Genomic DNA, 24,031 nt, shown 5'->3' with positions numbered 1-24,031 from the left:
GCCCTTAATAGATTGAAATTTAATCGTTTTATATTCATGACTAATTATTCTTCCATCTATAACCCATGCCATATACGGTTTCAATACAGCTAAACTCATCATCTAGTTGTACAAACTTTTTGCGAATGCGCTTTATGTGCGAAGTAATAGTGGTGTCGTCTACTACCATTTTAGACTCGTCCATTAACTGCTGACGGCTTTTCACATGACCCGAATACTTTGCAATGGCGTGTAACATCCAAAACTCTGTAACTGTTAATTCAATACTTTGGCCTTTCCAGCTTACCGTCATACGTTTACTGTCTACCGTTAAATCCCCAGTTTGAATGATATCACTGGGGAGTTGGGGCATGGCTAACAGCTCGGTTCTTCGAAACAGTGCTGCAATACGGGCCAACAAATGAGGCAGGCTAATATCTTTGGTAAGGTAATCATCCGCTCCCATACGCAGACCGCAAATGGTGTCGTAATCATTATCTCTAGCGGTAAAAAAAATAATGGGTAAGGTTTTAGACAAGCTTCGCAATTGTTGACACACAGCAAAGCCTCCGTCTATTTCATCTTCAAGACCGATATCGATAATCGCTAAGTCAGGTAAACGCTGTAAGAATACTTGTTCTGCAGAAGTTCTATTACCATAGGCTTGCACTTCGTAGCCTTGTTTCGTTAGGGCTGCAATATAGTTTTCTCTAAGGGCTAGGTCATCTTCTACTAGGGCAATACGTTTAGACATAGTTTCACTCTGTAATAATATAATTGCACTATATCGTAAAAAGTTGACTAGGTGAGGCCTTATAACCAAGGCCAATGCAATTTCCATTTTTTCGCCACAATTGCCCTCAACATTGCCATTTTGTCTCCCTGAACCGGCCACACAAACTTTGTTTACTAGAGAGGAATCAATCAACACTCTTGGAGAAAACAATGAAACTTACCAGCAAAAAGATCACAACCGCCATCACCTTTACTTGTTTATTGTCGGGTAGCACATTTGTACAAGCAGCCACTAAAGAAGAACAAACCAACGAAATAATAGGCGTTAGCTCAGGCGCTATAATTGGAACAGTTTTAGCTGGCCCTGTAGGAGGCTTTGTTGCAGCTGTATTTGGTGCCATGATTGCCGAAGATGTTAACTCGGACAAACGCCTACTTCAGGCTGAACTGTCATTAGCAGATAAAGACCAGCAGTTGCTCACCTTGCAGCAAAATTTTCAACAAGCCAAAGAACGTACCACGATACAACTCGCGGCAATGGATCAAGCCTTGGAACAGAGTATTTCTGAAATAGAAAGCAATATTCAGTTCAAAACTGGATCATATGCCCTGGAACAGCACTACCAATCCCAGTTAGATTTAATTGCCAACACCCTAATAAAAAACCCCAAGTTGAGCATAAGCTTATCTGGCTTTGCCGACCAGCGAGGTGACAGCACCTTGAACCAAGCATTATCAGAACAACGCACCATAACAGTAAAAAACTATTTGGAAAATAAAGGCGTAAAAAACAAGCAAGTAATCACTAACTCTTATGGTGAATCATTGTTAGTTAATGCAGAAAGTAACTATGAAGGGGACTTTTTTGACAGGAGGGTAATGTTGAAAGTATCAAGTGAGCAACCAGAAATGGCCACAGCTGCGACTCATTCAGACCATTAATTTAGGACACAATTATGCTATCACTACCTAAGCTTGCTCTTGTTAGTTTAGTGGTTATTGCCATAGGGGCGCTGCAACAAGCAGTGCCCGCTTTTACAGGCGAGCAATCCAAACTAGTAGACGCTGAACCCTCAAACTCACCACAACTAGCAGACTTAACCGTGCTGTCTAATCAGGCTGTCACAACCTATCAAGATACAGAAAACGGAACTTTATATTTAATAACAGACGAGCTCATTCAAGGGGCTGAAGGCAACAAAAACATACCCCCAACAACTATGAGTCCGTTGCTTAATACAAAAGTAGAAATAAACGTAAATGGCATTGTCGCCCGAACAAAACTCACTCAGTCCTTTAAAAATGCCAGTGAGAATTGGGTTAACGGCATGTATGTATTTCCTTTACCAGAAAATGCCGCAGTTGATCATTTAATGATGACAATTGGAGACCGAAAAATCGAAGGGAAAATACAAGAAAAGTCGCAAGCAAAAAAATTGTTTACTCAAGCCAAATCCGAAGGCAAAAAAGTGAGTCTAGTCGCACAACATCGCCCTAATGTATTTAGTAATCAAATTGCGAATATTGGACCAAATGAAACGATAGAAATCAGTATCGAGTATCAACAAACCTTAAATTTACAAGAACGAGAATATAGTCTGCGTTTCCCCATGACAGTGGCACCTCGATACACCCCAGCTAATTCAGACGAAATCATTGATACAGCAATACCCAAAACTGATATCAGTCCAGACCAAAATATCCAGTTATCAGTTAATTTACAGGCGGGTTTTGAGCTAGATAATATCGAAAGTGAGTTCCACTCCATAACTCAAAGCCGCTTACCTGATGGCAGCTATAACATAACCTTAAACAACGATATTCAAGTCAATCGAGACTTTGTATTGCATTGGCAACCAGAATTGGGGGCAGATCCTAAGGTTGCCCATTTGACTCAGCAGATTAATGGAGATGAGTATGGACTAATTATGATTAATGCCCCTAACAGTAAAGAATTTGTTTCGGCTTTGCCAAGGGAGGTTATCTTTGTATTAGATACATCGGGGTCAATGGAGGGTGAGTCAATCTTGCAGGCCAAACAAGCTTTATTATTAGCCATTGAACAACTTAACGAACAAGATAGCTTTAATCTCATCGAGTTTAATAGCAGAGCGCAAAATTTATGGCGAGTCCCTAAAAAAGTAACAGCCACAACCAAAAAGCAAGCGGCTGACTTTGTAACTAGCTTAAAAGCCAACGGCGGCACCGAAATACACAGAGCCCTTAACTTGGCTTTCTCACTTAGCGCAAATCAAACAACTGAATCAAGTATGAGCCAAATCATATTTATAACAGATGGCAATGTAGGGAATGAAGAGTCATTGATGCAGCTGATAAAAAGCGAGATTGGTTATTCTCGATTATTTACAGTGGGTATCGGCAGTGCTCCTAATACTTACTTTATGAGTGAAGCTGCCGAAATGGGAAGAGGCACCTTTACCTATATTGGCTCTACCAGCCAAGTACAACAGAAAATGGCTGGCTTACTTACCAAGTTAAAGCACCCCACCCTTACAGATATAGAGTTATTACTAAGCTCATCTATTAAAAATCCAAAACAGAAAATAGAAATCTACCCTAAGAAGATTAGTGACCTGTATCTAGGGGAGCCATTAATAGTAAGTTATAAAGTATCTCAACCCTCAATAGAAACTGAAGACTCATTTGGTAAAATCACCTTAACTGGCCGTTACAGGGATCAAGATTGGCAACAACAATTACCTAAAACCGTTACCTCAAGGGAAGCTGGACTCAATGTGTTATGGGCAAGAAAAAAAATAAAACAGCTCTCCCAAGATAAAAGACGAGCACAAATGCAGCCAACACATTCAGCAAATCTACAAAGCGAATATCAAGCCCAGATCACCAATACCGCTATCGAGCATCATATAGTCAGTCAATATACCAGCTTGATAGCTATAGACGTAACCCCTACAAAGCCGATGACGGAACATCACCATACACAAAAGCAGGCTGACTATTTAGCTAAAGCTAAACAAAATAGAGTAGCAAAAATGATGGGTAGCCTACCCCAAACTGCTACACCCGCAGAATTAAAAATGATTATGGGTTTATTTATAATAGGATTAGCGATATGTATGCACTTACTTACAAGAAGAAAATTTTAAGCCGAAGACTTACCTCATTTATCTATAAATATAAATGGATAACATTGATTTTACTCCTAGGGGCTTATCAATTTTCCAGTGGTATCTATATATTTGCTAAAGCAGAATTAGCACAACAACTAATTGCTAGGGCCTGGCACAAAAGTCTTGATTTCAATGAGCCTGTTAAACCATGGCCATGGGCAGACACACACCCTATGGCTGAGTTACAAATTAAGGATAAAACTTGGTTTGTACTAGCAGGGGCAAGTGGTCGTAATTTGGCCTTTGCACCTAGCCATGTTAGTGCGACTCCAAAACCAGGCCAAAGTGGCAATAGCGTCATTGTGGGTCATCGTGATACCCAGTTTAACAGTCTAAAAACATTACAAAAAGGCGACATCATTGACATTAGCACTCGCCAAACGCAACAAAGATTTCAGATTATACAATTACGAATTGCCCATGAATCACAGGTTGAATATTTGCAAAATGATGAAACCATTAACGGTGTAGCGCTTGACGGAGTAAGCTTAACGCTAATTACTTGTTATCCCTTTGATAGTATATTACCCAACCCGACCCACAGGTATGTCGTTAGAGCCATAGCCATATAACTGTAGTCAGCAGCAGACAGGAAATCACAAGTTATACAATAATCAACATCAACAAGCGGGAAAATCATTGAAAATCAATTAATTAAAAATATGGAATGGAATTCGCTAAGCATTCAATAACGCAAATAAAGCGGCTAGCCGCTGAGTAAACTAATAAAAGGAATCAAAAATGAATTTATCAAAAACGTCACTAGCAATCGCCTTAACAGCCCTAAGTCTTAGCTTAAGTGCATGTACAGAAAGTCAAAAAGAGTCTGCTGAAGCTGCAAAAGAAGACGCCAAAGATATTATGGCTGAAGCCAAAGAAAAGTCAGTGACTTTATATGAAAAAACTAAAGCTGAAACCTCTGAACTGGTAGATGACGCTGCAGATATGGCAGAAGATGTGAAAGAGAGTGCATCTGAAACTTATGATGCAGCCAAAGAAAAAGCCAATGACGCCTATGAGGCAACGGCAGAGAAAGCAAGTGAAGTTATGGACACTACAAAAGAGAAAACCGCAGAGTTAAAAGCCGATGCAGCCGAAAAAATGAAGGAAGCCTGCATATCTGCAAAAGAAAAAATGGATGAAGATCCAAAAGATTGTTAACAAGTAAACCAGTCTCTAATAAGCAACAAAGAAGCTAGCTTTTTTGTTGCTTTTTTTGCCCTCATCAATTCACATCACCTGCATATCTGACCTCTTTCTAACACCACATATATTTAAAATACGTTATGCTATGGTCTACATTGCCGACAGAAACCAAAATGTTACTCGCCCCTTAAGTTTTTAAAATAAGGAGACTTTGATGTCTTATATAGATGGGTTTATCGCTGCAGTTCTCAAAACCAATAAAGATAAATATTTAGAACACGCAAAAAGCACTGCTGTTGTATTTAAAGAGTATGGCGCTCTCAACGTAGTAGAAACTTGGGAAGATGAGGTTCCCGATGGTGAAGTCACCTCGTTTCCAATGGCAGTCAAAAAACAACCAGATGAAGCTATAGTTTTTTCTTGGATAGTTTGGCCATCAAAAGGAGTTCGTGACTCAGGATGGCAAAAAGTAATGGAAGATCCACGCATGCAGCCAGATGAAAACCCTATGCCATTCGACGGTAAAAGGCTTATTTACGGGGGCTTCAATACAATATTGGATGCTTGACCCTATATCAAATAATCAAAGTCTTACTCCTCCGATAATGTACCCACCATCAATTTAGCAGAAACTATGTGACTGTAAGAGGCGCAGGGTTGGTAATTATCGATAAACAGCATATAAGCAATAGGTCGTATACGGTAGAATAACGGGGTGGGTAAAGTTATACAGTTAAGTCACAATTCAACCTAACTGATGGACTAACTTGTGTTAGCACTAAGATAAGCACAATCTTAACTTGAAATGGTATAAACAGACGCAATATCATTAACGCTGAGCAAACCAAGCTCTCACTTCTATAACGTTCTTTTAGCAAGTTTTAGCCGCTAGAGTTCAATATACAATTCGATTTAACACATTAGCTGGCAGTTTATATGAACGCACTTAGCATTAAAGGGTTGACCAAAACTTATAAAGGCGGCACAAAAGCCTTACAAGGTGTCGACCTAGAAGTAAAACAAGGGGATTTTTTCGCACTACTTGGGCCAAATGGTGCAGGTAAATCTACGACCATCGGTATTATTAGCTCTCTAGTCAATAAAACAGATGGCGAGGTAGATGTATTTGAATACTCCTTATCTGCACAGCCAGTTCAAGCCAAATCTTGCATTGGCTTAGTCCCTCAAGAATTTAATTTCAATCAATTTGAAACACTGTCGCAGATTCTTCTAAATCAAGCAGGTTACTATGGTGTGCCTAGGCATCTAGCAAAACCAAGAGCAGAAAAATATCTGAAGCAGTTAGACTTGTGGGAAAAACGCAACTCACCTTCAAGGCAGCTATCAGGAGGGATGAAAAGACGCCTAATGATAGCAAGGGCCTTAATGCATGAACCAAGAATGCTTATTCTAGATGAACCTACCGCTGGAGTAGACATAGAAATAAGGCGCTCCATGTGGACATTTTTAAAAGAAATTAACGAGCAAGGTGTGACAATTATTCTCACTACCCATTACCTCGAAGAAGCCGAAATGCTATGCCGAAATATTGCCATAATCGATAAAGGAAAAATCGTACAAAATACCAGCATGAAGGCATTGCTTGCCACCCTAAACATTGAAACCTTTGTACTAGATTTATCTAAGAATGTTAGTTCTTTAACTATAGAAGGATTTCAAAGCAGATTAACAGCTGAACGCACCCTCGAAGTTGACGTACCCAAAGAGACTAGCTTAAACAATGTGTTTGAGCAGTTAACCACCCAAGACATTGAAGTCTTGAGTATGCGTAATAAGTCTAATCGCTTAGAGGAGTTATTTGTACGGTTAGTCGAGTCTGGTCGCGCAGAACAACAAGCATCACAAGTGAAAGCCACGATCCAAGGAGCAAACTCATGAACTCATTAAGTATGGTGGCCCTAAGAACAATTTGGATTAAGGAGTGCACACGATTTTTGAGGATTTGGATCCAAACCCTGTTACCACCAGCCATTACTATGTCTTTGTATTTTGTGATTTTTGGTAATCTGATTGGTAGTCGCATAGGAGATATGGGTGGCTTTAGCTATATGGAATTTATAGTGCCTGGGCTAATTATGATGTCGGTGATCACCAATGCTTACGCTAATGTTTCGTCTTCTTTCTACAGTGCTAAATATCAGCGCAATGTTGAAGAGCTGCTAGTTGCCCCCGTATCTAACTGGATTATTATTGCTGGTTATGTTGGAGGTGGTGTCGCTCGGGGCATGTTAGTGGGGGTGATTGTAACTTTGGTCTCACTTATATTTGTTGATGTGCACATTCATAGTTTAACGCTTATTTTAGTGACCTTATTTTTAACAGCGGTTTTGTTTTCTACAGCAGGCCTTATTAATGGAATTTATGCCAATACCTTTGATGATGTCAGCATAGTCCCTACTTTTATTTTAACGCCACTAACCTACCTGGGTGGTGTATTTTACTCCTTGTCTTTATTACCAGAGTTTTGGCAATGGGTAAGTAAAATTAATCCTATTGTGTATATGGTTAACGGCTTTAGATATGGATTTTTAGGTGTCTCTGACATGAGTCACTTCATCTCTTTAGGGATATTAGCGATATTCAATATTGTATTACTTGGCTTCGCATATAGCCTGATTAAACGTGGCGTAGGTATTCGTAGTTAAAATGAAAAGCTTCGCTCGTTCCATCACAACCAACCAAGTTGGCATACATCAAAATCTACAGAAGGTGGTGACACGCCACCTCAATTCTAGTAGTCAAAAGCCTTTATCAGATCACACTAAAAATGCCTTTCAAGAAGTATTGAAGTGGTTAGGAGATTGGCAAGGTCAACTTATTTTAGACTCCTGTTGTGGTGTAGGAGAAAGCACTGCCAATATTGCCTTAGCTTACCCAGAATCCAAAGTCATTGGGGTTGATAAATCCGCACTGCGAACTCAAAAACATCACGTATACTCAGTTGAAACAGACAACTACCTTGTGGTGCGAGCTGACTTACAAGATTTTTTAAGATTACTTGTTCTTGAAGAAAAACAGTTATACAAACACTACCTTTTATACCCGAATCCCTACCCTAAATCTGCTCACTTACAGCGTAGGTGGTACGCTTCTTCTACTTTCGCAGACATACTAAAGTTAGGTGGTAAATTCGAGGTAAGAAGTAATTGGAAGTTATATATCGAAGAATTTGCACATGCTCTACATATTGCAAACATTCGAAGTGACATCACTCAAGTTGAAAAAATCACTCCTATGACCCCCTTTGAACGTAAGTATTGGGAAAGTGGTCAAGATGCCTGGAAGGTAACCGCTACCCTCCCCGCTAACTACACCTAATAACTTCCCATAATTAATCAACATTGGCTTTAGGTTGGCTAAAGTAAAACCCTTGAGCATATTTGAGGCCTAGCTCTCTTACTTTTGTTAACGTTTCTCTTTGTTCTATGCGCTCAGCTATAAGGATCACGTCATTCTTTTTTGAAGCACTGATTAATAATGCAATAAGCTCAGAATTAGTAGTATCAGGCCCATCGGACTCAAACAAGCTCCCTTGTACCTTGATTGCAGCGACAGGCAGACTAAACACCTTTTCAACATTTTCTTTAGTCAAATCAAAGTGGTCGATAATGATTTTCACACCATAATCTGCGCACATTTCAGCAAAACGCGAGAAGCTTTGCAGGTCTGCTAAGGCGTTCTGTGCGGTGATCTCAACAGAAACTCTGTTAGGGTTAGGGTAATCACCAAGTTGGGAACGGAAAAATTGGTGGGTCTCAGAGTCTGTCATGTCTGAAAGGCTGACATTAATATTCCACGCCATATTAATGTCTCTAAAATAACTGGCACTGCGCTTAAAAATAGTTTCTGTTAGCTGAGCTACCGTGTGTTGCCTTTCAACCAGAAATAGAAACTGGCTAGGTAGGTAAGTATTGTCATGTAAGTTAACTAAACGTGCTAAACACTCGTAACTCCATACAGTATTATTTTCTAAATCCATAATTGGTTGAAAAAAGGGTACGACACATTCTAAGCTAAAACTATCTGTAACTTCCGTGATTTGCATATTTATGATTAATGATTTTAGTTAAACTTTATTTAATATAACAACTTGTTAACAAAGTTAAAATAGCTACATAAAAGGCTGGCTTAATCCTTATTAGTCGCGACAACCTTACCCTATGGATTTTGATGTAATCAACACTGAGAATGTAATGCTGCGATTAAAACCCTTTAAGCAGGTTAAAATTAGTACCATTAAGTCAATCAAGTCCTAATAGTCTTGATTCTAGCTATTGGTCTACAAGCCGATTTAATGTAAAGTTCGCGACTTATCCGATTTCATATAAGGTAACAGCGTGAGTGGAGCTGAGGTTAGTCTAGGTCATTTGTTCAAGGTATTTACTATGCCTGAAGGCAAAGATTCTAAGCTTGCACAAATTGAACAACATCTTTCAGACAACTTATCAGATTTTTTATCTCAACACGTTGTAACTAAAGTTAAATCTCTGGAACAAATCGAAAAACACTTTTCAAAAAGTAGTGTCCCAGAAGAGCCAGAGTTTGTTTCAAAACATGCTGAAGACTTGCTAGACAAGCTTGTAGCTAATTCTGTTAATACCTATTCGCCTACGTTTATTGGCCATATGACATCGGCTTTGCCTTATTTTCACTTGCCCCTCGCTAAGCTTTTGGTCGGCTTAAATCAAAATTTGGTGAAAATTGAAACATCAAAAGCCTTCACCCCCCTTGAACGTCAAGTTTTGGGGATGATGCATGAGTTGGTCTATAAACAATCTGATGATTTTTATAATACCTATCTACACAGTGCCAACCATGCACTAGGAGCCTTTTGCTCTGGGGGTACCCTAGCTAACATTACCGCTTTATGGGTTGCCAGAAACAAAGCATTACCCGCAACCACACAGTTCAAAGGAGTGGCGCAAGAAGGTCTAGCCGCTGGCATGATGCATTATGGCTATAAAAAAATGGGTATTATTTCTTCAAAGAGAGGCCATTATTCACTTTCTAAAGCTGTTGACATACTTGGGTTAGGTAGACAGCAAATGCTTACTATCGACTCTCCATCACAACGCTTATCGCCCGAGAAAGCATTAGAGGTCGGGCGTCAATACCAACAAGCTGGTAATAAAGTATTAGCCATAGTAGGAATTGCCGGTACTACTGAAACTGGCCACATAGACCCACTTGATGAGTTGGCTGATGTAGCTAAAGAGCTAGGTTGTCACTTTCATGTGGATGCTGCTTGGGGCGGAGCAACATTATTTTCAAATGAGCACAGCCAGTTATTAAAAGGTATTGATAGAGCTGACTCTGTAACCTTAGATGCCCACAAACAAATGTACGTGCCTATGGGCGCAGGTATGGTGTTATTTAAAGATCCTAACGATAGTAATACTGTGCGTCACCATGCCCAGTATATTCTCAGAGCTGGCTCAAAAGATTTAGGGGCAACCACCATCGAAGGCTCCCGTAACGGCATGGCAATGATGGTATATGCATCCTTACATATATTCGGCCGCCAAGGTTATGAACTGTTAATCAATCAAAGCATTGAAAAAACCAAGACCTTTGCGAGAATGATCCAGTCTCACCCTGACTTTGAACTAGTAACTCCCCCTACTTTGTCATTATTAACCTACCGAGTTAATCCTGAAGAAGTTCAGCTGAAAACCAAAGCCCAACCACAAATTGGCCATGCTATTAACATGGAGTTAGATAAATTAACTGTGTCTGTGCAGAAACAGCAAAGGGAAGCTGGAAAATCTTTTGTATCTCGTACTCGTTTACAAACAGAAAAATATCCCGATCAAGCCATTACTGTCTTTAGGGTGGTATTAGCGAACCCTTTGACCACAGAAACCGATTTACAAAATATTTTGGATGAACAAATTGCTATAGCAAGCAAAACCAAAATTTGGAAAAAGCTTTGTTATAAACACAAAAAAGCGAACTGATTAGCTCGCTTTTCGAGGGACAGTACCCGCTATAAATTAAACTGAATATTGTCGATCAATCTTGTTTTTCCTAAAAACGCCGCTGCCAATAACACTAAGCCTTTATCTTCGTGACCAGGCTGCAGCAAAGTTTCATCATTACGAATCTCTAAATAGTCAGGGCTAAAGCCTAGCTCAGCTAACTGAGTTTTATACTCCTCTGTTAACCTGTTGAAATCCCGTCTACCATCCGTGATCTGTTTCACCATTGACTGCATTTTTACATATAAAGTAGGCGCTAACTTACGCTCTTCCTCTTTTAAATACTGGTTTCTGGAACTCATAGCTAAACCATCGTCTTCACGAGTAGTTGGCACACCAAATACTTCTAAATTCATAGATAAATCAGTCACCATGGCCTTTATAACCTGTAGTTGCTGAAAGTCTTTTTCACCAAAAAATGCTAAATTAGGCTGCACCATATTAAATAACTTACACACTATGGTGGCCACGCCTCTAAAGTGCCCAGGGCGACTTGCTCCACAAATCATGTAAGAAATACCCGGGACTTCAACAAAGGTTTGTTGCTCTAAGCCCCTAGCGTAAATATCGCTAGCGTGTGGTAAAAACAAAGCTTCAACGGATAGCTCTTCTAATAAACGTTTATCGTTTTCAATGGTTTTTGGATAAGCATCTAAATCTTCGTCAGGCCCAAATTGCATAGGGTTAACAAAGATAGAAACCACTACAATATCGGCATGATTTTTAGCTTCTCTAACTAAGTTCAAGTGACCTTGGTGTAAATTTCCCATGGTAGGAACAAAAGCGATTACCTTGCCATTATTTTGCCAAGTACGCCTTACTTCACGAAGATCTGAGATCTCACTAATAACTCGCATAAATCTAATTTACCTTACTAGCTTTAGTTAAAGCTATGTTCATCAGAAGGAAAGCTCCCTTCCTGTACTTCTTGAATATAAAGTCTGACTGCTTCACGCATATCGGTGCTGTGCTGTAAGTAATTTTTCGAAAACTTAGGCATATAGTTAGCACTGATCCCAAACATGTCATGCATGACTAAAATCTGACCGTCAGTTTGTACTCCTGCCCCTATACCGATGACAGGGATAGATAAACGCTCGGATATTTTAGCGGCTAAGTCTGTCGGAATACACTCCAGTACCAACATCTGAATACCAGCTTGCTCTAACTGAATAGCTTGTTCAAGAATACGCTCAGCTTGTAAATCGTTACGACCTTGAACTTTAAAACCACCAAACACATGCACTGATTGTGGTGTTAAACCTAAATGGCCACAAACAGGCACACTTCTTTCTTGTAATCCTTTGATGGTTTCTAATAACCATTCGCCACCTTCTAGCTTCACCATACTGGCACCAGCACGCATTAATGTTGCAGCATTTACGTAACTTTGTTCAGGTGTGGAATAAGACATAAACGGCATATCAGCAACAACAAACGCTCTGTCTACCCCTGCTCTCACTGAGCGAGTATGGTAAGCAATATGCTCTATGGTGACACTTAGTGTGTCTTCGTCACCTTTTAATACCATACCTAAGGAATCGCCAATCAGTAAAACGTCTACCCCTTGTTCATCAAACAATTTGGCAAAACTTGCATCGTATGCAGTTAAAGCGGTGATTTTTGTATTGTCTTGCTTCATTTTTAGCAAGCTTGAAGTCGTCACTTTCTTCATTTGAGATACCTCAATATTTATTTGATCAACTTAGTTGTAGACCAACGACATTAGCGGTCAGCTAGGTATGCGCACTATACGGATTTTTTTCTGAAATTCTAGGGATCAGTATTTAGCAGAATTTGTTGTAACCCATTTTTGGGTGTACGACTAACTAACTCACTCAATATTTTACCATCAGGTAACACAAGGTCTGGTGTTATTTCATATAAAGGATACAACACAAACTCTCGTTGCTGCATACCATAGTGGGGAACGGTTAGGGTCTCAGTAGAAATAACTTGTTGCCCGTATAGTAGAATGTCTAAGTCTAAGGTTCTTGGACCCCAGCGCTCACCTGTTCTTTGTCTACCTTGTTCATTTTCAATAGCTTGGGTATGATTTAACAACACTTCAGGTAACAATTGAGTTTCTATTAAGGCGACACTATTAACATAGTCAGGCTGATCTTGAGGGCCCATTGGCTGACTGCCATAGAAACTGGACACACACACCAAACTAGAATCAGGTAAAGCACCTAAAGCGGAAATGGCTGATTGCAGTTGTTGTAATGGCTCAGCTAAATTACTACCCAAGCCAATATAAACTTGGGTCATGCTTGAGGTTTAGGTTTAGGCTTACGTCTTTTTCTTGGACGACGAGTTGGTCCGCCCTCTTTTTCACGTAATACTTGTAGCATATTTTTACGGCCGCCTTCGTCAGCCTCTTGAAAATCTGTCCACCAGTCTGCCAACTCAAGCAATGGTCCACCTTCAATTTGACCACGCATTAACAAAAAGTCATAAGCCGCTCTAAATTTAGGGTGTTCAAGCATTTGATAGGCTCTACGCCCATAGCGTTTTGGTAAACGATTTTGTAGTTGCCAAATATCGCGTACAGGTATGCTAAACCGCTTGGGGATCATAATCCGTTGAATTTGGCGGTGCATCACATCATTTAAAGCTAGGTTAAAGGCATCAAAATGATTTAAGCCCCCCTCAGCCATTAATTGTTGGCAACGCTCTTCTAATGGGTACCACATAAAGGCTGCAAATATAAATGCTGGTGTGACACGCTGACCTGTATTAATACGGTTATCAGTATTAGTAAGTACCAACTCAACAAAATTAGATTCTTTACCTTCTGGATGTACTAACAATGGTGCTAGTTGCGGAAACAAAGGTTCGAATAAATGAAACTGACTCAATAATTTGTAAGTCTCTAACCCTTGACCGGACAGCAATAACTTGAGAACTTCCTCAAATAACCGGGCAGGTGGAATATTTGCCATCAGAGGCGCCATAGCTTTTATAGGCTCTGCACTTTCTTTACTAATTGTCATATTGAGCTTGGCAGCAAACCTAACTGCGCGCAACATTCTAACGGGATCTTCTCGGTAACGAGTTTCTGGGTCACCTATTAAGGCAATTTTTCTATCTTTTATCGCTTGCATACCTCCAGCAAAGTCACTGATTGAATAGTCTGCAATATTGTAATACATAGCATTGATAGTGAAATCTCGTCGCTGTGCGTCTTCTTCAATGGTGCCAAAAACGTTGTCTCTTAGTAATTGCCCATGGTCACTTTGTTTACTTAACTTAGACTCATCGTCATCATTATTCTGATGATGCCCTCTGAAGGTAGCGACTTCTATAATTTCGCGGCCAAATACAATATGAGCTAATCGAAAGCGACGACCTATTAGTCTACAGTTTCTAAATAAGCCTTTAATCTGCTCTGGCGTGGCATCAGTGGTGACATCAAAATCTTTTGGCTCTTTGCCTAATAAAATATCTCTAACACAACCACCCACTAAATAAGCTTGGTAACCACTATTATGTAAGCGATAGAGTACTTTTAACGCGTTATCACTAATCGCATCCCTTGAGACTGGGTGTTCACTTCTAGGAATAATGGTGGCGACAAGGGGGGCTGGACTTGAACCAGAGTTACCGCGAAATGCGCCTTTCATTTTGTCGATTACACGAGAAATAATAGTGCTTTACTCCATAATTACGGATGGCTGAAAATGTGCCGAAAAATTCGGCGCTTATCATATACTGTCTAGGCCACCAATTCTATTGTCAATACGTGCCGTTTTGGCTGTTATTTGCCTTAAATCCCAGCGATCTACTGCCCAAGCAATAATATTTTGTGGTGTTTCAGTTCGGCAACTCTTGGGGACTGTCATTCCCAAAAACGCTAGGGCATCACACAAGTTGTGATTTACTTGCTTAACATCAATAGCCTTAGCATGATTTTGCTTGCTCAACTTTTTACCACTTGGGGTCACAACCACAGGAAAGTGCATAAAAGAAGGTGCTGAAACTTGAAGTGCCTTATACAAAGCTAACTGAAATACGGTGGCGTCTAGCAGGTCTGCACCTCTTGCCACTTCAGTAATGCCTTGCTGAATATCATCTACCACTACGGCTAACTGATACGCATATAAACCATCTTTTCTTTTTAAAGAAAACTGAGCGGGTATGGCATTTTTGTCGAACGTTTGCGTACCCAACAACCCATCTTGAAATTCTAGTATAGGGTCAAGGTGTTTAAATTTAATAGCAGAGTTTTGAGTCAATGATGGTGATTCTGCACAGCCGCACACGTTACCATTTGCTAGCTCAGACAGCTCAGCACGAGTACATTGACAAGCATAGGTATGACCTTGTTCCATCAACCCGTGTAGTGTTTGTTCGTATAAAGCACTTCGAGTACTTTGGTAAGTTACGTCTTCATCCCAAAAAAGATGATGGGCTTCTAGACACCTAAATATATTTTTAGAGGCGCCTTTTATTTCACGGGGAGGATCGATATCTTCTATTCTTAGCAACCAACGCCCTTGCTGTGATTTAGCTTGCAAATAACTCGCTAATGCAGTGACTAATGAGCCGAAATGTAGCGGGCCCGATGGGGAAGGTGCAAAACGCCCAACGTATTGAGACATATCTGAGGGAGAGTCGATTAAAATATATTCATTAAATATTTTCATACTCGCTGTAGACGAGTATCAGCCTAACCCCAAGTAGTACCTATTCGAAAATATTTACTACTTAGGATTATTATTGCTGTTAACCTTGCAGTTGTTTCTCTTTGATCTCTGCCATGGTCTTACAATCGATGCACATATCTGCTGTAGGTCTTGCTTCTAGGCGTTTTACACCTATCTCAATTCCACAAGCATCACAAAAACCAAAGTCATCGTCTTCAATTTTTTTCAGTGTTTTTTCAATCTTCTTAATCAACTTACGTTCTCTATCACGAGTTCGTAACTCCAAGCTAAACTCTTCTTCTTGAGCTGCTCTGTCAACTGGGTCAGGAAAATTAGCGGCTTCATCTTGCATATGATGTACGGTACGGTCAACTTCTTGACGAAGCTGATCGCGCCATGCTGAAAGTAACAAACGAAAATGCTCTAATTGAGCGTCGTTCATGTACTCTTCGCCTTTTTTCTCTTCGTAAGGCGATAAACCGGCTAAGGCTAATAATCCAAGTGTTTTATTTGTTTTTGCTGTTGGCATCTGCCAAATCTCCTAAACGACGGCACTAGCTGCATGTGCAGGCGGCTATGTATACCAGAAAGCCACTTAACAGGCAATTTTTTGCTCGTTAGTATTAAGTAAAAAAGAAAACAATTTTGAGCCAAAGATATTGGGACGATGCTTAATAAATCAACTTATTCTTAACTATTAAACTTTAGTGCTTGGTTTATATAGATTTTTTTAGAACTAATAGCACTTCCGTAACATATAACTTCGACGCCATTTTTAATGGCTATCTTGAGTTCTTTGGCATAAGCAGGATCAATATGTTCTGCAACTTTTACATTTTCTATACCTGTATGCTGCACACAAAATAACAAAACGGCTCGCTTACCCTGACGAATAACTTGCTGTAATTCTCGCAAATGTTTTAGCCCTCGTGTTGTTTTTGCGTCTGGAAAGTAGCCTACATTATTATCTAATAGAGTGACGGACTTTACTTCTACATAACAATCTTGTTTATTTGGGTCGGATAACAAAAAATCTATTCGGCTATTTTCAGTGCCGTATTTGACTTCAGCTTTAAGACTTTCGAAGCCCCGCAATTCGCTAATTACTCCGTTTTCAATAGCTTCTTGCACCAGCCCGTTGGCCCTATGGGTATTAATGCCAATCCAATGATGTTGCTCAGTTAAAACCACCTCCCAAGTAAAAGCCAATTTACGCTTTGGATTGGTGCTCGGTGATAACCATACTTCCCAACCTGGTTCTGCACAACCAGTCATTGAGCCAGTATTTGGACAGTGAGCAATTACTAACCCTCCACTTTCTAATTCAACATCAGCTAAGAAACGTTTATATCGCTTTAGCAATTTGCCTTTAATAAGAGGTAACGGGAATTCCATAAATAACTACTTTTTAGATGCTCGACTATCAGAGCATGGTATTGTATATCTAATCTTGCTCATTCCCAAAGACGCTAAACTAGAGCTCACTTAAACCATTTGGAATTACTATGCCTAACTTATCTGTTTTACTCTCAACTCAAGCCGCTGCAGACTTCTATGCACCAGGCACTGCTCTTTCAATTACGGCTCAAAGCGCAACCATTCATATTACAGACGCTTTGGGTGACCTACGCACAATCCAAAGAGCGGCACGAAGCCTTGATAGTTCTGGAGTGTTAAAAGTCGAACTTACAGGTGATTGGGAAATTGAACAACAATGGGCTTTTGCCAAGAGTTTCAGTTCTATTAAAAAGCAAAATACTATTACTTGGTGTAAAAACACCGACGCTCAAGAACTCGAAAACCGTTACCAAGCTATGATTTTTACTCGTAACTTAGTTAACGTTACGCCAGAAGATTTATCTCCTTCTGACTTGGCTGACAAATGTAGTCAATGGATTTCCTCTTTAGCTGATGATGCAGTGCAAGTTAAAAGGTGGACCGGTGAAGAGTTAAAGCAAGAAGGTTGGATGGGTATTTACCATGTTGGACGAGGCAGTGTTCGACCACCAGTTTTACTTGAGCTTGATTACAATCCAACCGGTAACCCTGATGCACCAGTTACCGCTAGCTTAGTAGGTAAAGGCATTACCTTCGATAGTGGTGGTTACAGCATCAAAAGTAGCGAAGGTATGCTAAGTATGAAATGCGATATGGGCGGTGCAGCTACCGTAACAGGTGGATTAGGATTAGCTATTCTAAGAGGCTTAAATAAGCGAGTGAAATTGTTTTTATGTTGCGCCGAAAACCTCATAAGTGGGCATGCTTACAAGCTAGGCGACGTTATCACTTATAAAAATGGCACCACGGTAGAGGTAGTAAATACCGATGCTGAAGGGCGACTCGTCTTAGCAGACGGACTCATGGCGGCGACAGAGACTAATTCGCCGCTAATCATAGATGCAGCAACCCTAACAGGTGCCGCTCAAGTGGCGGTAGGCACAGATTACAATGCCTTCTTTGCTTTAGATAAAGCCTTATGTTCACAGGTATTAGCTTATTCAGAACAAGAGTTTGAACCTTCATGGAGCTTGCCATTAGAAACATGGCATAAAGATGCTTGCCCATCTCCGTTTGCAGATACTGCCAATAGCCGTTCGCAAAAAGGCGGAGGCTCAGGTGGCGCGTCTAACGCAGCGGGTTTTTTGTCTAGATTTGTTGGAAACGAAGGTAAAGGGTGGCTACATATAGACCTTGCCGCTGCATATAATGCAAGCAGCAACGCCATATTGCCAGCAGGAGGAACAGCTCAAGGAATAAGAACCATCGCGCGGGCACTTCTAGAGCAATAAAAATCTTGCTCTAGACACTAAATTAGTTAAGAAAGCATGCGGTTTATAAAATTATAAGCCGCCTAAACGCTCAGCTAACACTTTATATTTTTCAACTGCAACTTTCTCAAATAATGGATTACCGTCAGCATCTTTATCTGCCGAAGGCAATAAACTCTCTCTTTCAAGTCTTTCAACTCTTACGTTTTGTACACCTAAAAACTCTGCTACTTGATCAACTGTCATCAAACTCATTGCTTGTTCCTCTTAAATTAGTCGTTTATTTGATAATACATTCGCGCTGCAAGCTGTAAATATTACAAATGCAAATATTCATCAATCGTGTGAAAACTTATAAATAAAGATAAAATTAATTTACCCTATTAAATCATTAAGCCATTGAAATTAAAATTTTTTTTAGTATATAAAAATCGAATTTAGTTATGTAAACGGATAACTAATATAAACTTAAGTATTATAGATCCTTAGTAGTAATTGCTTAACAGGCATTGCTCAATACTAGTTTATTAACGACAATAGTCGATTATTAGAAACTTTAAAATGAGGTCCTCTATGGATACTTGGTCAGCAGCCGTTACCCTATTTCTGATTATGGACCCTCTTGGTAACCTGCCAGTATTCATGTCTGTACTTAAAAGTATAGAGCCAAAAAGAAGAAAATTCATTCTCGCAAGAGAACTTTTATTCTCGCTTATTATCATGATGACCTTTTTATTTAGCGGTCAAGCTGTACTGGACTTTTTAAACGTCAGACAAGAAAGCGTAAGTATTGCTGGTGGTATTATTTTATTTCTAATAGGTTTGAAAATGATCTTTCCACAACCTGGAGGTATTACCGGTTTGGCTTCAGGAGAGGAGCCTTTTATTGTACCCTTAGCCATCCCTATGATTGCGGGTCCTTCAGTTTTAGCAGCGTTAATTCTATTGGCCAACCAAGACAGTACTAGAATGCTAGATTGGTCTCTAGCATTGGGAGCGGCATGGTTTGTCTCTGCTGTTATATTAATGTTATCTGGAACATTTCATCGTTTGTTAGGGGAAAGAGGCTTAACGGCAATAGAAAGATTGATGGGCATGATACTCATCATGATATCTATACAAATGTTATTAGACGGCATTGGGCATTATTATTCATTAGGATAAACAATGAGTGACGAGTATACCCGTACTCCTCTCAATATAGATAAAGAGATTAGATTGAATAAAAAATTAAATATATTCCAACAAGTGAGAGAATTAGAAGGTTGGTATGCCATTGCATTTTCAGCCACCCTTCTAGAGAGAATGCTACCTAACTATATTTTGTTCTGTGAAACGACAGAATTTGCTGATCCTACTCAATACAGAAATAGTTTAAATACAGTGTGGGAATGGTTAGCCACGCCTAAAGCAAAAATAAACTTTGCTGCTCAACTGGAAAAAATTGAAGAAGCAGTTCCAGATGCCAGCGACTTTGATAATTATGGGGTTTACCCAGCAATAGATGTGGCCATGTCAATGTCGGCTACCATAATGTTGATACAGGGCGAGGATCCTCAAGGGGCTGTGGTAGTAAGTAAGCTATCTCAAGGAGGCGTCGAAGCCTTTATTGAAGCTAGCAGTGATGAAACAGTCACCCCTAGTGATATTAAACAGCACCCACTTATGTTGTGGGAAATTGAAACTCAAAAAGAACTATTGGCAATGTTAAGTAATTGCCCCAAAAATGCAGCAAGCTGTAAAAAGTTAAGAGCATTAGCCACCAGCGAAGGCATGAGCAATATAGGCCTAGAAATATAGGCCTAGAAATATAGGCCTATAGTTTACTTTTAATTAAGAACTCACTCGCTGATATAATCTCGACAAAATTTGTGAGCTTTGCTTCTCCTTGAGCAACTGCCAATTTGAAGGAACAGTATATAATCCTGCGGCTGGCTCGCACTCAATGTAGATGAGTCCATCCATGTTCAATAAATCTTGGCGGGCAATAAGTTCGATTACAGTGGGTAATAGCTTTTGATTAAAAGGAGGATCAAGAAAAATCACATCGTAAGCGTGATTCAGTTGCCCCAATACTGAGAGTGCATTGCCTTGCTTAATACTCACTTGCTCAGAAGATAAACACAATAACGCCGCATTATCAGTTAGCTTTTTAGCTGCTGCTTGGTCTAACTCTATAAAAGTACAGTGCTGCGCATATCTAGAAAGTGCCTCAAATCCTAAGCTTCCACTACCAGAAAATACATCTAAACACTTAGCACCTGTTACGTCTTGCATTAGCCAATTGAACAACATTTCTTTGTTTCTATCTGTTGTTGGACGCAGACCTTCGACATCAATAACGGGTAGCTTCCGACCTCTAAATTGCCCACTGATAATTCGCACAGAGCCAGTTGCTTTGAGCTGTTTTTTGCCCTTATGCTTGATTGATTGTTTTACGCCTCGCTTCATGAAAGGTAGAAATGCTATTATTAGGAATAAGATGTAAATAGTGTACTCAATTAGTCCAAGGATTTCTCACCGGTATGTCAAAGTTTTTTAAATGGCTTAAAAAAGATAAGCAGCAAAGCGAGCCAGAAGCTAACAGCGAAGAAGCACTTCAAACAGATAGTTCTCCTGAAATACTTCAAGAAGAATTAGAGAATTTAGATTCTGATAAAGAAGTGTTACCTGAAGTACTGCCTACGGCCAAAGACAGCAGTGTCGATGAAGTAGATGCTGAAGAAAGCCAACAAGAGTCTCTAGAGCTAGTTAACGAGGTAAACGAGCCTACTGTCACAGATGATAGAGAGCCCCTTCATATTGAAGCAGAGCTTACCCCCGAACTTAAGCCAGAGACGAACACCTCAGAAGAGCCTGCGCATCTAAATGGCTCCTCACCTGCAGAAGCAAATGAAAAACAAAGCTTTTTCAGTCGCTTAAGAAAGGGACTGTCACGTACCAAAGAAAGTATTGGTAGTGGTATTGTTAACCTATTTAAAGGCAAAGCGATTGATGATGAGTTATTTGAGGAATTAGAAACTCAATTATTAATAGCTGATGTGGGCATGAACACCACAGTTAAGATCATCAAACAGCTAACAGAAAGTGCAAACCGTAATCAATTAAAAGATGGCGATGCTCTGTACAAAGTCATGAAAACTCAAATGGCTGAAATTTTAGATGGTGTTGACGCCCCCCTCACGTTAAGCGCCCCTTCTGGTCCTTTTGTTATCTTAATGGTCGGTGTGAACGGTGTTGGTAAAACCACGACTATCGGTAAAATGGCTAAACAATTTCAACAGCAAGGTAAAAAAGTCATGTTAGCTGCAGGCGACACTTTTAGAGCCGCAGCGGTTGAACAATTACAAGTATGGGGCGAGCGAAATAACATTCCTGTGGTTGCACAGCAAACCGGTTCCGATAGTGCTTCGGTAATATTTGATGCATTTCAATCTGCAAAAGCCAAAAATATTGACGTATTAATTGCGGACACCGCCGGTCGCTTACAAAATAAAGACCACCTAATGGAAGAGTTGAAAAAAGTCGTTAGGGTAATGAAAAAGATAGCTCCTGAAGCTCCCCACGAAATAATGCTGACATTAGATGCGAGTACAGGGCAAAATGCTATTAGCCAAACCAAACTGTTTCATGAAGCGGTAGGTTTAAACGGCATAACCTTAACCAAGCTAGACGGCACGGCTAAGGGTGGCGTTATTTTTGCCATTGCAGACCAATTTGATATTCCTATTCGATACATAGGAGTTGGTGAAGGTATCGATGATTTACGACCCTTTAACAGCAAAGATTTTGTTAATGCGTTATTTACAGAATCTGAAGATCAACCTAAATAGACCATTAAACTCATACTATGATTAAGTTTGAACAAGTTAGTAAAACATATCCAGGCGGGCAACAAGCCCTCAGAAAAGTTAATTTTCATATTGAACCTGGTGAGATGGCATTTCTTACCGGTCACTCTGGCGCTGGTAAAAGTACTTTATTAAAACTAATTTCTATTATGGAGCGGCCAACCGTTGGCAAGGTTTTCATTAATGGTCATGACTTAGGTAGCATTCAACGTAAACAAATTGCCTATATTCGCCGTGACATTGGCATGATTTTTCAAAGCCATCAATTACTCATGGATAAAAGTGTATTTGATAATGTTGCACTGCCTCTAGTGATTGAAGGTTATTCACATAAAGAAATAGCCAAACGAGTTCATGCGGCACTTGAAATGGTAGGTCTTAGAGACAAAGTCAAAAATTTACCTATGATGTTATCAGGTGGAGAGCAACAAAGAGTGGGTATAGCTAGGGCCGTTGTGAACAAGCCTCCACTCCTTTTAGCCGATGAACCAACGGGTAACTTAGACCCTAAATTATCAATGGAAATTATTCGTTTATTCGAGGACTTTAATCAAGCTGGAGTATCGGTTTTTATCGCTACCCATGACCTTGGACTTATTGCTCGTATGAAGTACCGCACCCTCACCCTAAAACAAGGGCAAATGATTACTGATGGGCTAACTGAAGATTTCCAAAGTGATGAACTATATGTTTAACAATATACCGCAACAGTCACAATGCGCTTTATTTAAAAAGAATAGATCACTATGAGTATATTATTCAAAGGCCGCATGCAAGGGGCACAAGTATCCAACATTTCACTTTATCAAAGAGTCGTTATGTTTTTTGTGAGTCACCTTAGACAAGCTTTAAGTAGTTTAGGAGCTATGTGGCGCTCAAGAGCGGCATCACTAATGACAATAGGTGTATTAGGCTTGAGTATCACTCTCCCAACCACTTTGTACGTTATGGTTAAAAATGTTGAGAAAATTAGTTCTGGTTGGGAACAAGCTTCACAAATATCTCTATTCCTGAAACCAAATATTAGCCAAGGGGATATAGACCAATTGTTGAAGCGCATTCAACTTTGGCCTGAAATTGATGCTATTAACTATATTTCTGCAGAACAAGCGTTGAATGAATTTAAAGATATGTCAGGTTTTGGAGATGCCATTGCTTATTTAGACGACAACCCTTTGCCTAATGTGGTGTTAGTGACTCCCACTAGCAGGCATGCAAGCCCTATTTCCGCGAGGCTATTACTTGATAGACTGCGAAATGAACGAGAGGTCGACATTGGAAAGTTAGACATTGAATGGCTAGAAAGGCTGCATGGAATACTTAATGTAGTCAAAAACCTAGTATCCGTGGTTGCTGCTTTACTGTTTTTAGCTGTAGTGCTTATTATTGGCAATACTATAAGACTAAATATTCTCAACAAAAAAGACGAGATCTTAGTAATGAAACTCGTGGGTGCAACCGATGCTTTTATTCAAAGACCTTTCATGTATACGGGTTTCTGGTACGGCTTTTTAGGGGGAGTGCTAGCTTGGTTTGCGGTAATATTATTACTTTTGTGGATGAGTAATAGCGTGTCTGCAGTTAGTGCCCTGTACCAAAAAAACTTCGAGATCACTGGAGTAGATTTCAGTACATTTTTATGGGTAATAGGCATTTCGGTATTTTTAGGCTTGAGTGGTTCGTTATTATCAGTAAAACGCCATGTTAGAGAAATTGAACCTAAATAAAGCCACCATATAAACCAAGTTTTAA

General features: G+C 39.9%; 26 protein-coding genes. 15 read left to right on the top strand and 11 right to left on the bottom strand.

Going from position 1 to position 24,031, the window contains the following annotated elements:
- Positions 1-40: 40 nt before the first annotated feature.
- Complete coding sequence (gene pdsR, locus ABJE44_RS12390) at positions 41-733, bottom strand: proteobacterial dedicated sortase system response regulator (protein ID WP_348110384.1); 693 nt, start codon at positions 731-733, stop codon at positions 41-43.
- Positions 734-924: 191 nt separating this feature from the next.
- Between pdsR and pdsO the strand changes: the two genes are divergently transcribed.
- From pdsO to ABJE44_RS12350, 8 genes are all read left to right on the top strand, one after another.
- Positions 925-1,656 (top strand): sortase-associated OmpA-like protein PdsO, encoded by a 732-nt coding sequence (pdsO, locus tag ABJE44_RS12385; RefSeq protein WP_348110383.1) that lies wholly within the window; start codon positions 925-927, stop codon positions 1,654-1,656.
- 14 nt (positions 1,657-1,670) lie between these two features.
- Positions 1,671-3,842, top strand: a complete 2,172-nt coding sequence (locus ABJE44_RS12380; RefSeq protein ID WP_348110382.1) for a VIT domain-containing protein — start codon at positions 1,671-1,673, stop codon at positions 3,840-3,842.
- Between the two features lie 44 nt (positions 3,843-3,886).
- Complete coding sequence (locus ABJE44_RS12375) at positions 3,887-4,438, top strand: class GN sortase (RefSeq protein WP_348110381.1); 552 nt, start codon at positions 3,887-3,889, stop codon at positions 4,436-4,438.
- Positions 4,439-4,607: 169 nt separating this feature from the next.
- Positions 4,608-5,027, top strand: a complete 420-nt coding sequence (locus ABJE44_RS12370) for a hypothetical protein (protein ID WP_348110380.1) — start codon at positions 4,608-4,610, stop codon at positions 5,025-5,027.
- Positions 5,028-5,226: 199 nt separating this feature from the next.
- Positions 5,227-5,580, top strand: a complete 354-nt coding sequence (locus tag ABJE44_RS12365; protein ID WP_348110379.1) for a DUF1428 domain-containing protein — start codon at positions 5,227-5,229, stop codon at positions 5,578-5,580.
- A gap of 368 nt (positions 5,581-5,948) precedes the next feature.
- Positions 5,949-6,911 carry an ABC transporter ATP-binding protein gene (locus tag ABJE44_RS12360; RefSeq protein WP_348110378.1) on the top strand — a complete coding sequence of 321 codons (963 nt, stop codon included), beginning with the start codon at positions 5,949-5,951 and terminating at the stop codon, positions 6,909-6,911.
- Positions 6,908-7,678 carry an ABC transporter permease gene (locus ABJE44_RS12355; protein ID WP_348110377.1) on the top strand — a complete coding sequence of 257 codons (771 nt, stop codon included), beginning with the start codon at positions 6,908-6,910 and terminating at the stop codon, positions 7,676-7,678. The genes ABJE44_RS12360 and ABJE44_RS12355 overlap by 4 nt, the downstream gene beginning before the upstream one ends.
- A gap of 1 nt (position 7,679) precedes the next feature.
- Positions 7,680-8,351 carry an SAM-dependent methyltransferase gene (locus tag ABJE44_RS12350; protein ID WP_348110376.1) on the top strand — a complete coding sequence of 224 codons (672 nt, stop codon included), beginning with the start codon at positions 7,680-7,682 and terminating at the stop codon, positions 8,349-8,351.
- Positions 8,352-8,364: 13 nt separating this feature from the next.
- On the opposite strand, the gene ABJE44_RS12345 is transcribed toward ABJE44_RS12350, so the two are convergent.
- Entirely contained in the window at positions 8,365-9,078 is a 714-nt protein-coding gene (locus tag ABJE44_RS12345; protein ID WP_348110375.1) for an EAL domain-containing protein, read from the bottom strand.
- A 292-nt stretch (positions 9,079-9,370) separates the two neighbouring features.
- Here ABJE44_RS12345 and panP point away from each other — a divergent pair, with 292 nt between their 5' ends.
- Entirely contained in the window at positions 9,371-10,990 is a 1,620-nt protein-coding gene (gene panP, locus ABJE44_RS12340) for a pyridoxal-dependent aspartate 1-decarboxylase PanP (RefSeq protein ID WP_348110374.1), read from the top strand.
- Positions 10,991-11,019: 29 nt separating this feature from the next.
- Here the strand turns inward: panP and panC are convergent, their stop codons facing one another.
- The 7 genes from panC to sfsA all read right to left on the bottom strand — a co-directional run bounded on the left by panC (position 11,020) and on the right by sfsA (position 17,055).
- Entirely contained in the window at positions 11,020-11,868 is an 849-nt protein-coding gene (panC, locus tag ABJE44_RS12335) for a pantoate--beta-alanine ligase (RefSeq protein WP_348110373.1), read from the bottom strand.
- Between the two features lie 23 nt (positions 11,869-11,891).
- The gene (gene panB / locus ABJE44_RS12330) at positions 11,892-12,686 is read right to left on the bottom strand and encodes a 3-methyl-2-oxobutanoate hydroxymethyltransferase (protein ID WP_348110372.1); all 795 of its coding nucleotides are present in this window, start codon (positions 12,684-12,686) and stop codon (positions 11,892-11,894) included.
- 98 nt (positions 12,687-12,784) lie between these two features.
- A complete protein-coding gene (folK, locus tag ABJE44_RS12325; protein ID WP_348110371.1) occupies positions 12,785-13,282 on the bottom strand; it encodes a 2-amino-4-hydroxy-6-hydroxymethyldihydropteridine diphosphokinase in 498 nt (165 codons plus the stop codon).
- Complete coding sequence (gene pcnB / locus ABJE44_RS12320; RefSeq protein ID WP_348110463.1) at positions 13,279-14,577, bottom strand: polynucleotide adenylyltransferase PcnB; 1,299 nt, start codon at positions 14,575-14,577, stop codon at positions 13,279-13,281. Before pcnB ends, folK begins: the two co-directional genes overlap by 4 nt.
- 141 nt (positions 14,578-14,718) lie before the next feature.
- Complete coding sequence (gene gluQRS / locus ABJE44_RS12315) at positions 14,719-15,660, bottom strand: tRNA glutamyl-Q(34) synthetase GluQRS (RefSeq protein ID WP_348110370.1); 942 nt, start codon at positions 15,658-15,660, stop codon at positions 14,719-14,721.
- Between the two features lie 79 nt (positions 15,661-15,739).
- A complete protein-coding gene (gene dksA / locus ABJE44_RS12310) occupies positions 15,740-16,189 on the bottom strand; it encodes an RNA polymerase-binding protein DksA (protein WP_348110369.1) in 450 nt (149 codons plus the stop codon).
- Positions 16,190-16,350: 161 nt separating this feature from the next.
- Positions 16,351-17,055, bottom strand: coding sequence for a DNA/RNA nuclease SfsA (sfsA, locus tag ABJE44_RS12305; protein WP_348110368.1), 705 nt, complete (start codon positions 17,053-17,055; stop codon positions 16,351-16,353).
- Between the two features lie 110 nt (positions 17,056-17,165).
- Between sfsA and pepB the strand changes: the two genes are divergently transcribed.
- Positions 17,166-18,449 carry an aminopeptidase PepB gene (gene pepB, locus ABJE44_RS12300; protein WP_348110367.1) on the top strand — a complete coding sequence of 428 codons (1,284 nt, stop codon included), beginning with the start codon at positions 17,166-17,168 and terminating at the stop codon, positions 18,447-18,449.
- Between the two features lie 51 nt (positions 18,450-18,500).
- On the opposite strand, the gene ABJE44_RS12295 is transcribed toward pepB, so the two are convergent.
- Complete coding sequence (locus ABJE44_RS12295; protein WP_133467848.1) at positions 18,501-18,683, bottom strand: helix-turn-helix domain-containing protein; 183 nt, start codon at positions 18,681-18,683, stop codon at positions 18,501-18,503.
- 318 nt (positions 18,684-19,001) lie between these two features.
- Between ABJE44_RS12295 and ABJE44_RS12290 the strand changes: the two genes are divergently transcribed.
- Both ABJE44_RS12290 and ABJE44_RS12285 read left to right on the top strand, forming a co-directional pair.
- The gene (locus ABJE44_RS12290; protein ID WP_348110366.1) at positions 19,002-19,592 is read left to right on the top strand and encodes a YhgN family NAAT transporter; all 591 of its coding nucleotides are present in this window, start codon (positions 19,002-19,004) and stop codon (positions 19,590-19,592) included.
- Positions 19,593-19,595: 3 nt separating this feature from the next.
- Entirely contained in the window at positions 19,596-20,228 is a 633-nt protein-coding gene (locus ABJE44_RS12285) for a YjaG family protein (protein WP_348110365.1), read from the top strand.
- A gap of 33 nt (positions 20,229-20,261) precedes the next feature.
- On the opposite strand, the gene rsmD is transcribed toward ABJE44_RS12285, so the two are convergent.
- Positions 20,262-20,879, bottom strand: coding sequence for a 16S rRNA (guanine(966)-N(2))-methyltransferase RsmD (rsmD, locus tag ABJE44_RS12280; protein WP_348110364.1), 618 nt, complete (start codon positions 20,877-20,879; stop codon positions 20,262-20,264).
- A gap of 74 nt (positions 20,880-20,953) precedes the next feature.
- On the opposite strand from rsmD, the gene ftsY reads away from it, so the two are divergent.
- The 3 genes from ftsY to ftsX are packed head-to-tail and all read left to right on the top strand — an operon-like array spanning position 20,954 to position 24,006.
- On the top strand, positions 20,954-22,261 hold the full coding sequence (ftsY, locus tag ABJE44_RS12275; protein WP_348110363.1) for a signal recognition particle-docking protein FtsY: 1,308 nt from the start codon (positions 20,954-20,956) through the stop codon (positions 22,259-22,261).
- Between the two features lie 17 nt (positions 22,262-22,278).
- A complete protein-coding gene (gene ftsE, locus ABJE44_RS12270; protein WP_348110362.1) occupies positions 22,279-22,974 on the top strand; it encodes a cell division ATP-binding protein FtsE in 696 nt (231 codons plus the stop codon).
- Between the two features lie 51 nt (positions 22,975-23,025).
- Positions 23,026-24,006, top strand: coding sequence for a permease-like cell division protein FtsX (gene ftsX / locus ABJE44_RS12265; RefSeq protein ID WP_348110361.1), 981 nt, complete (start codon positions 23,026-23,028; stop codon positions 24,004-24,006).
- Positions 24,007-24,031 lie beyond the last annotated feature (25 nt).

It is taken from the genome of Paraglaciecola sp. (assembly GCF_039942875.1).
Taxonomy (GTDB): domain Bacteria; phylum Pseudomonadota; class Gammaproteobacteria; order Enterobacterales; family Alteromonadaceae; genus Paraglaciecola.
This window is presented reverse-complemented; position numbering and strand designations above follow the sequence as displayed.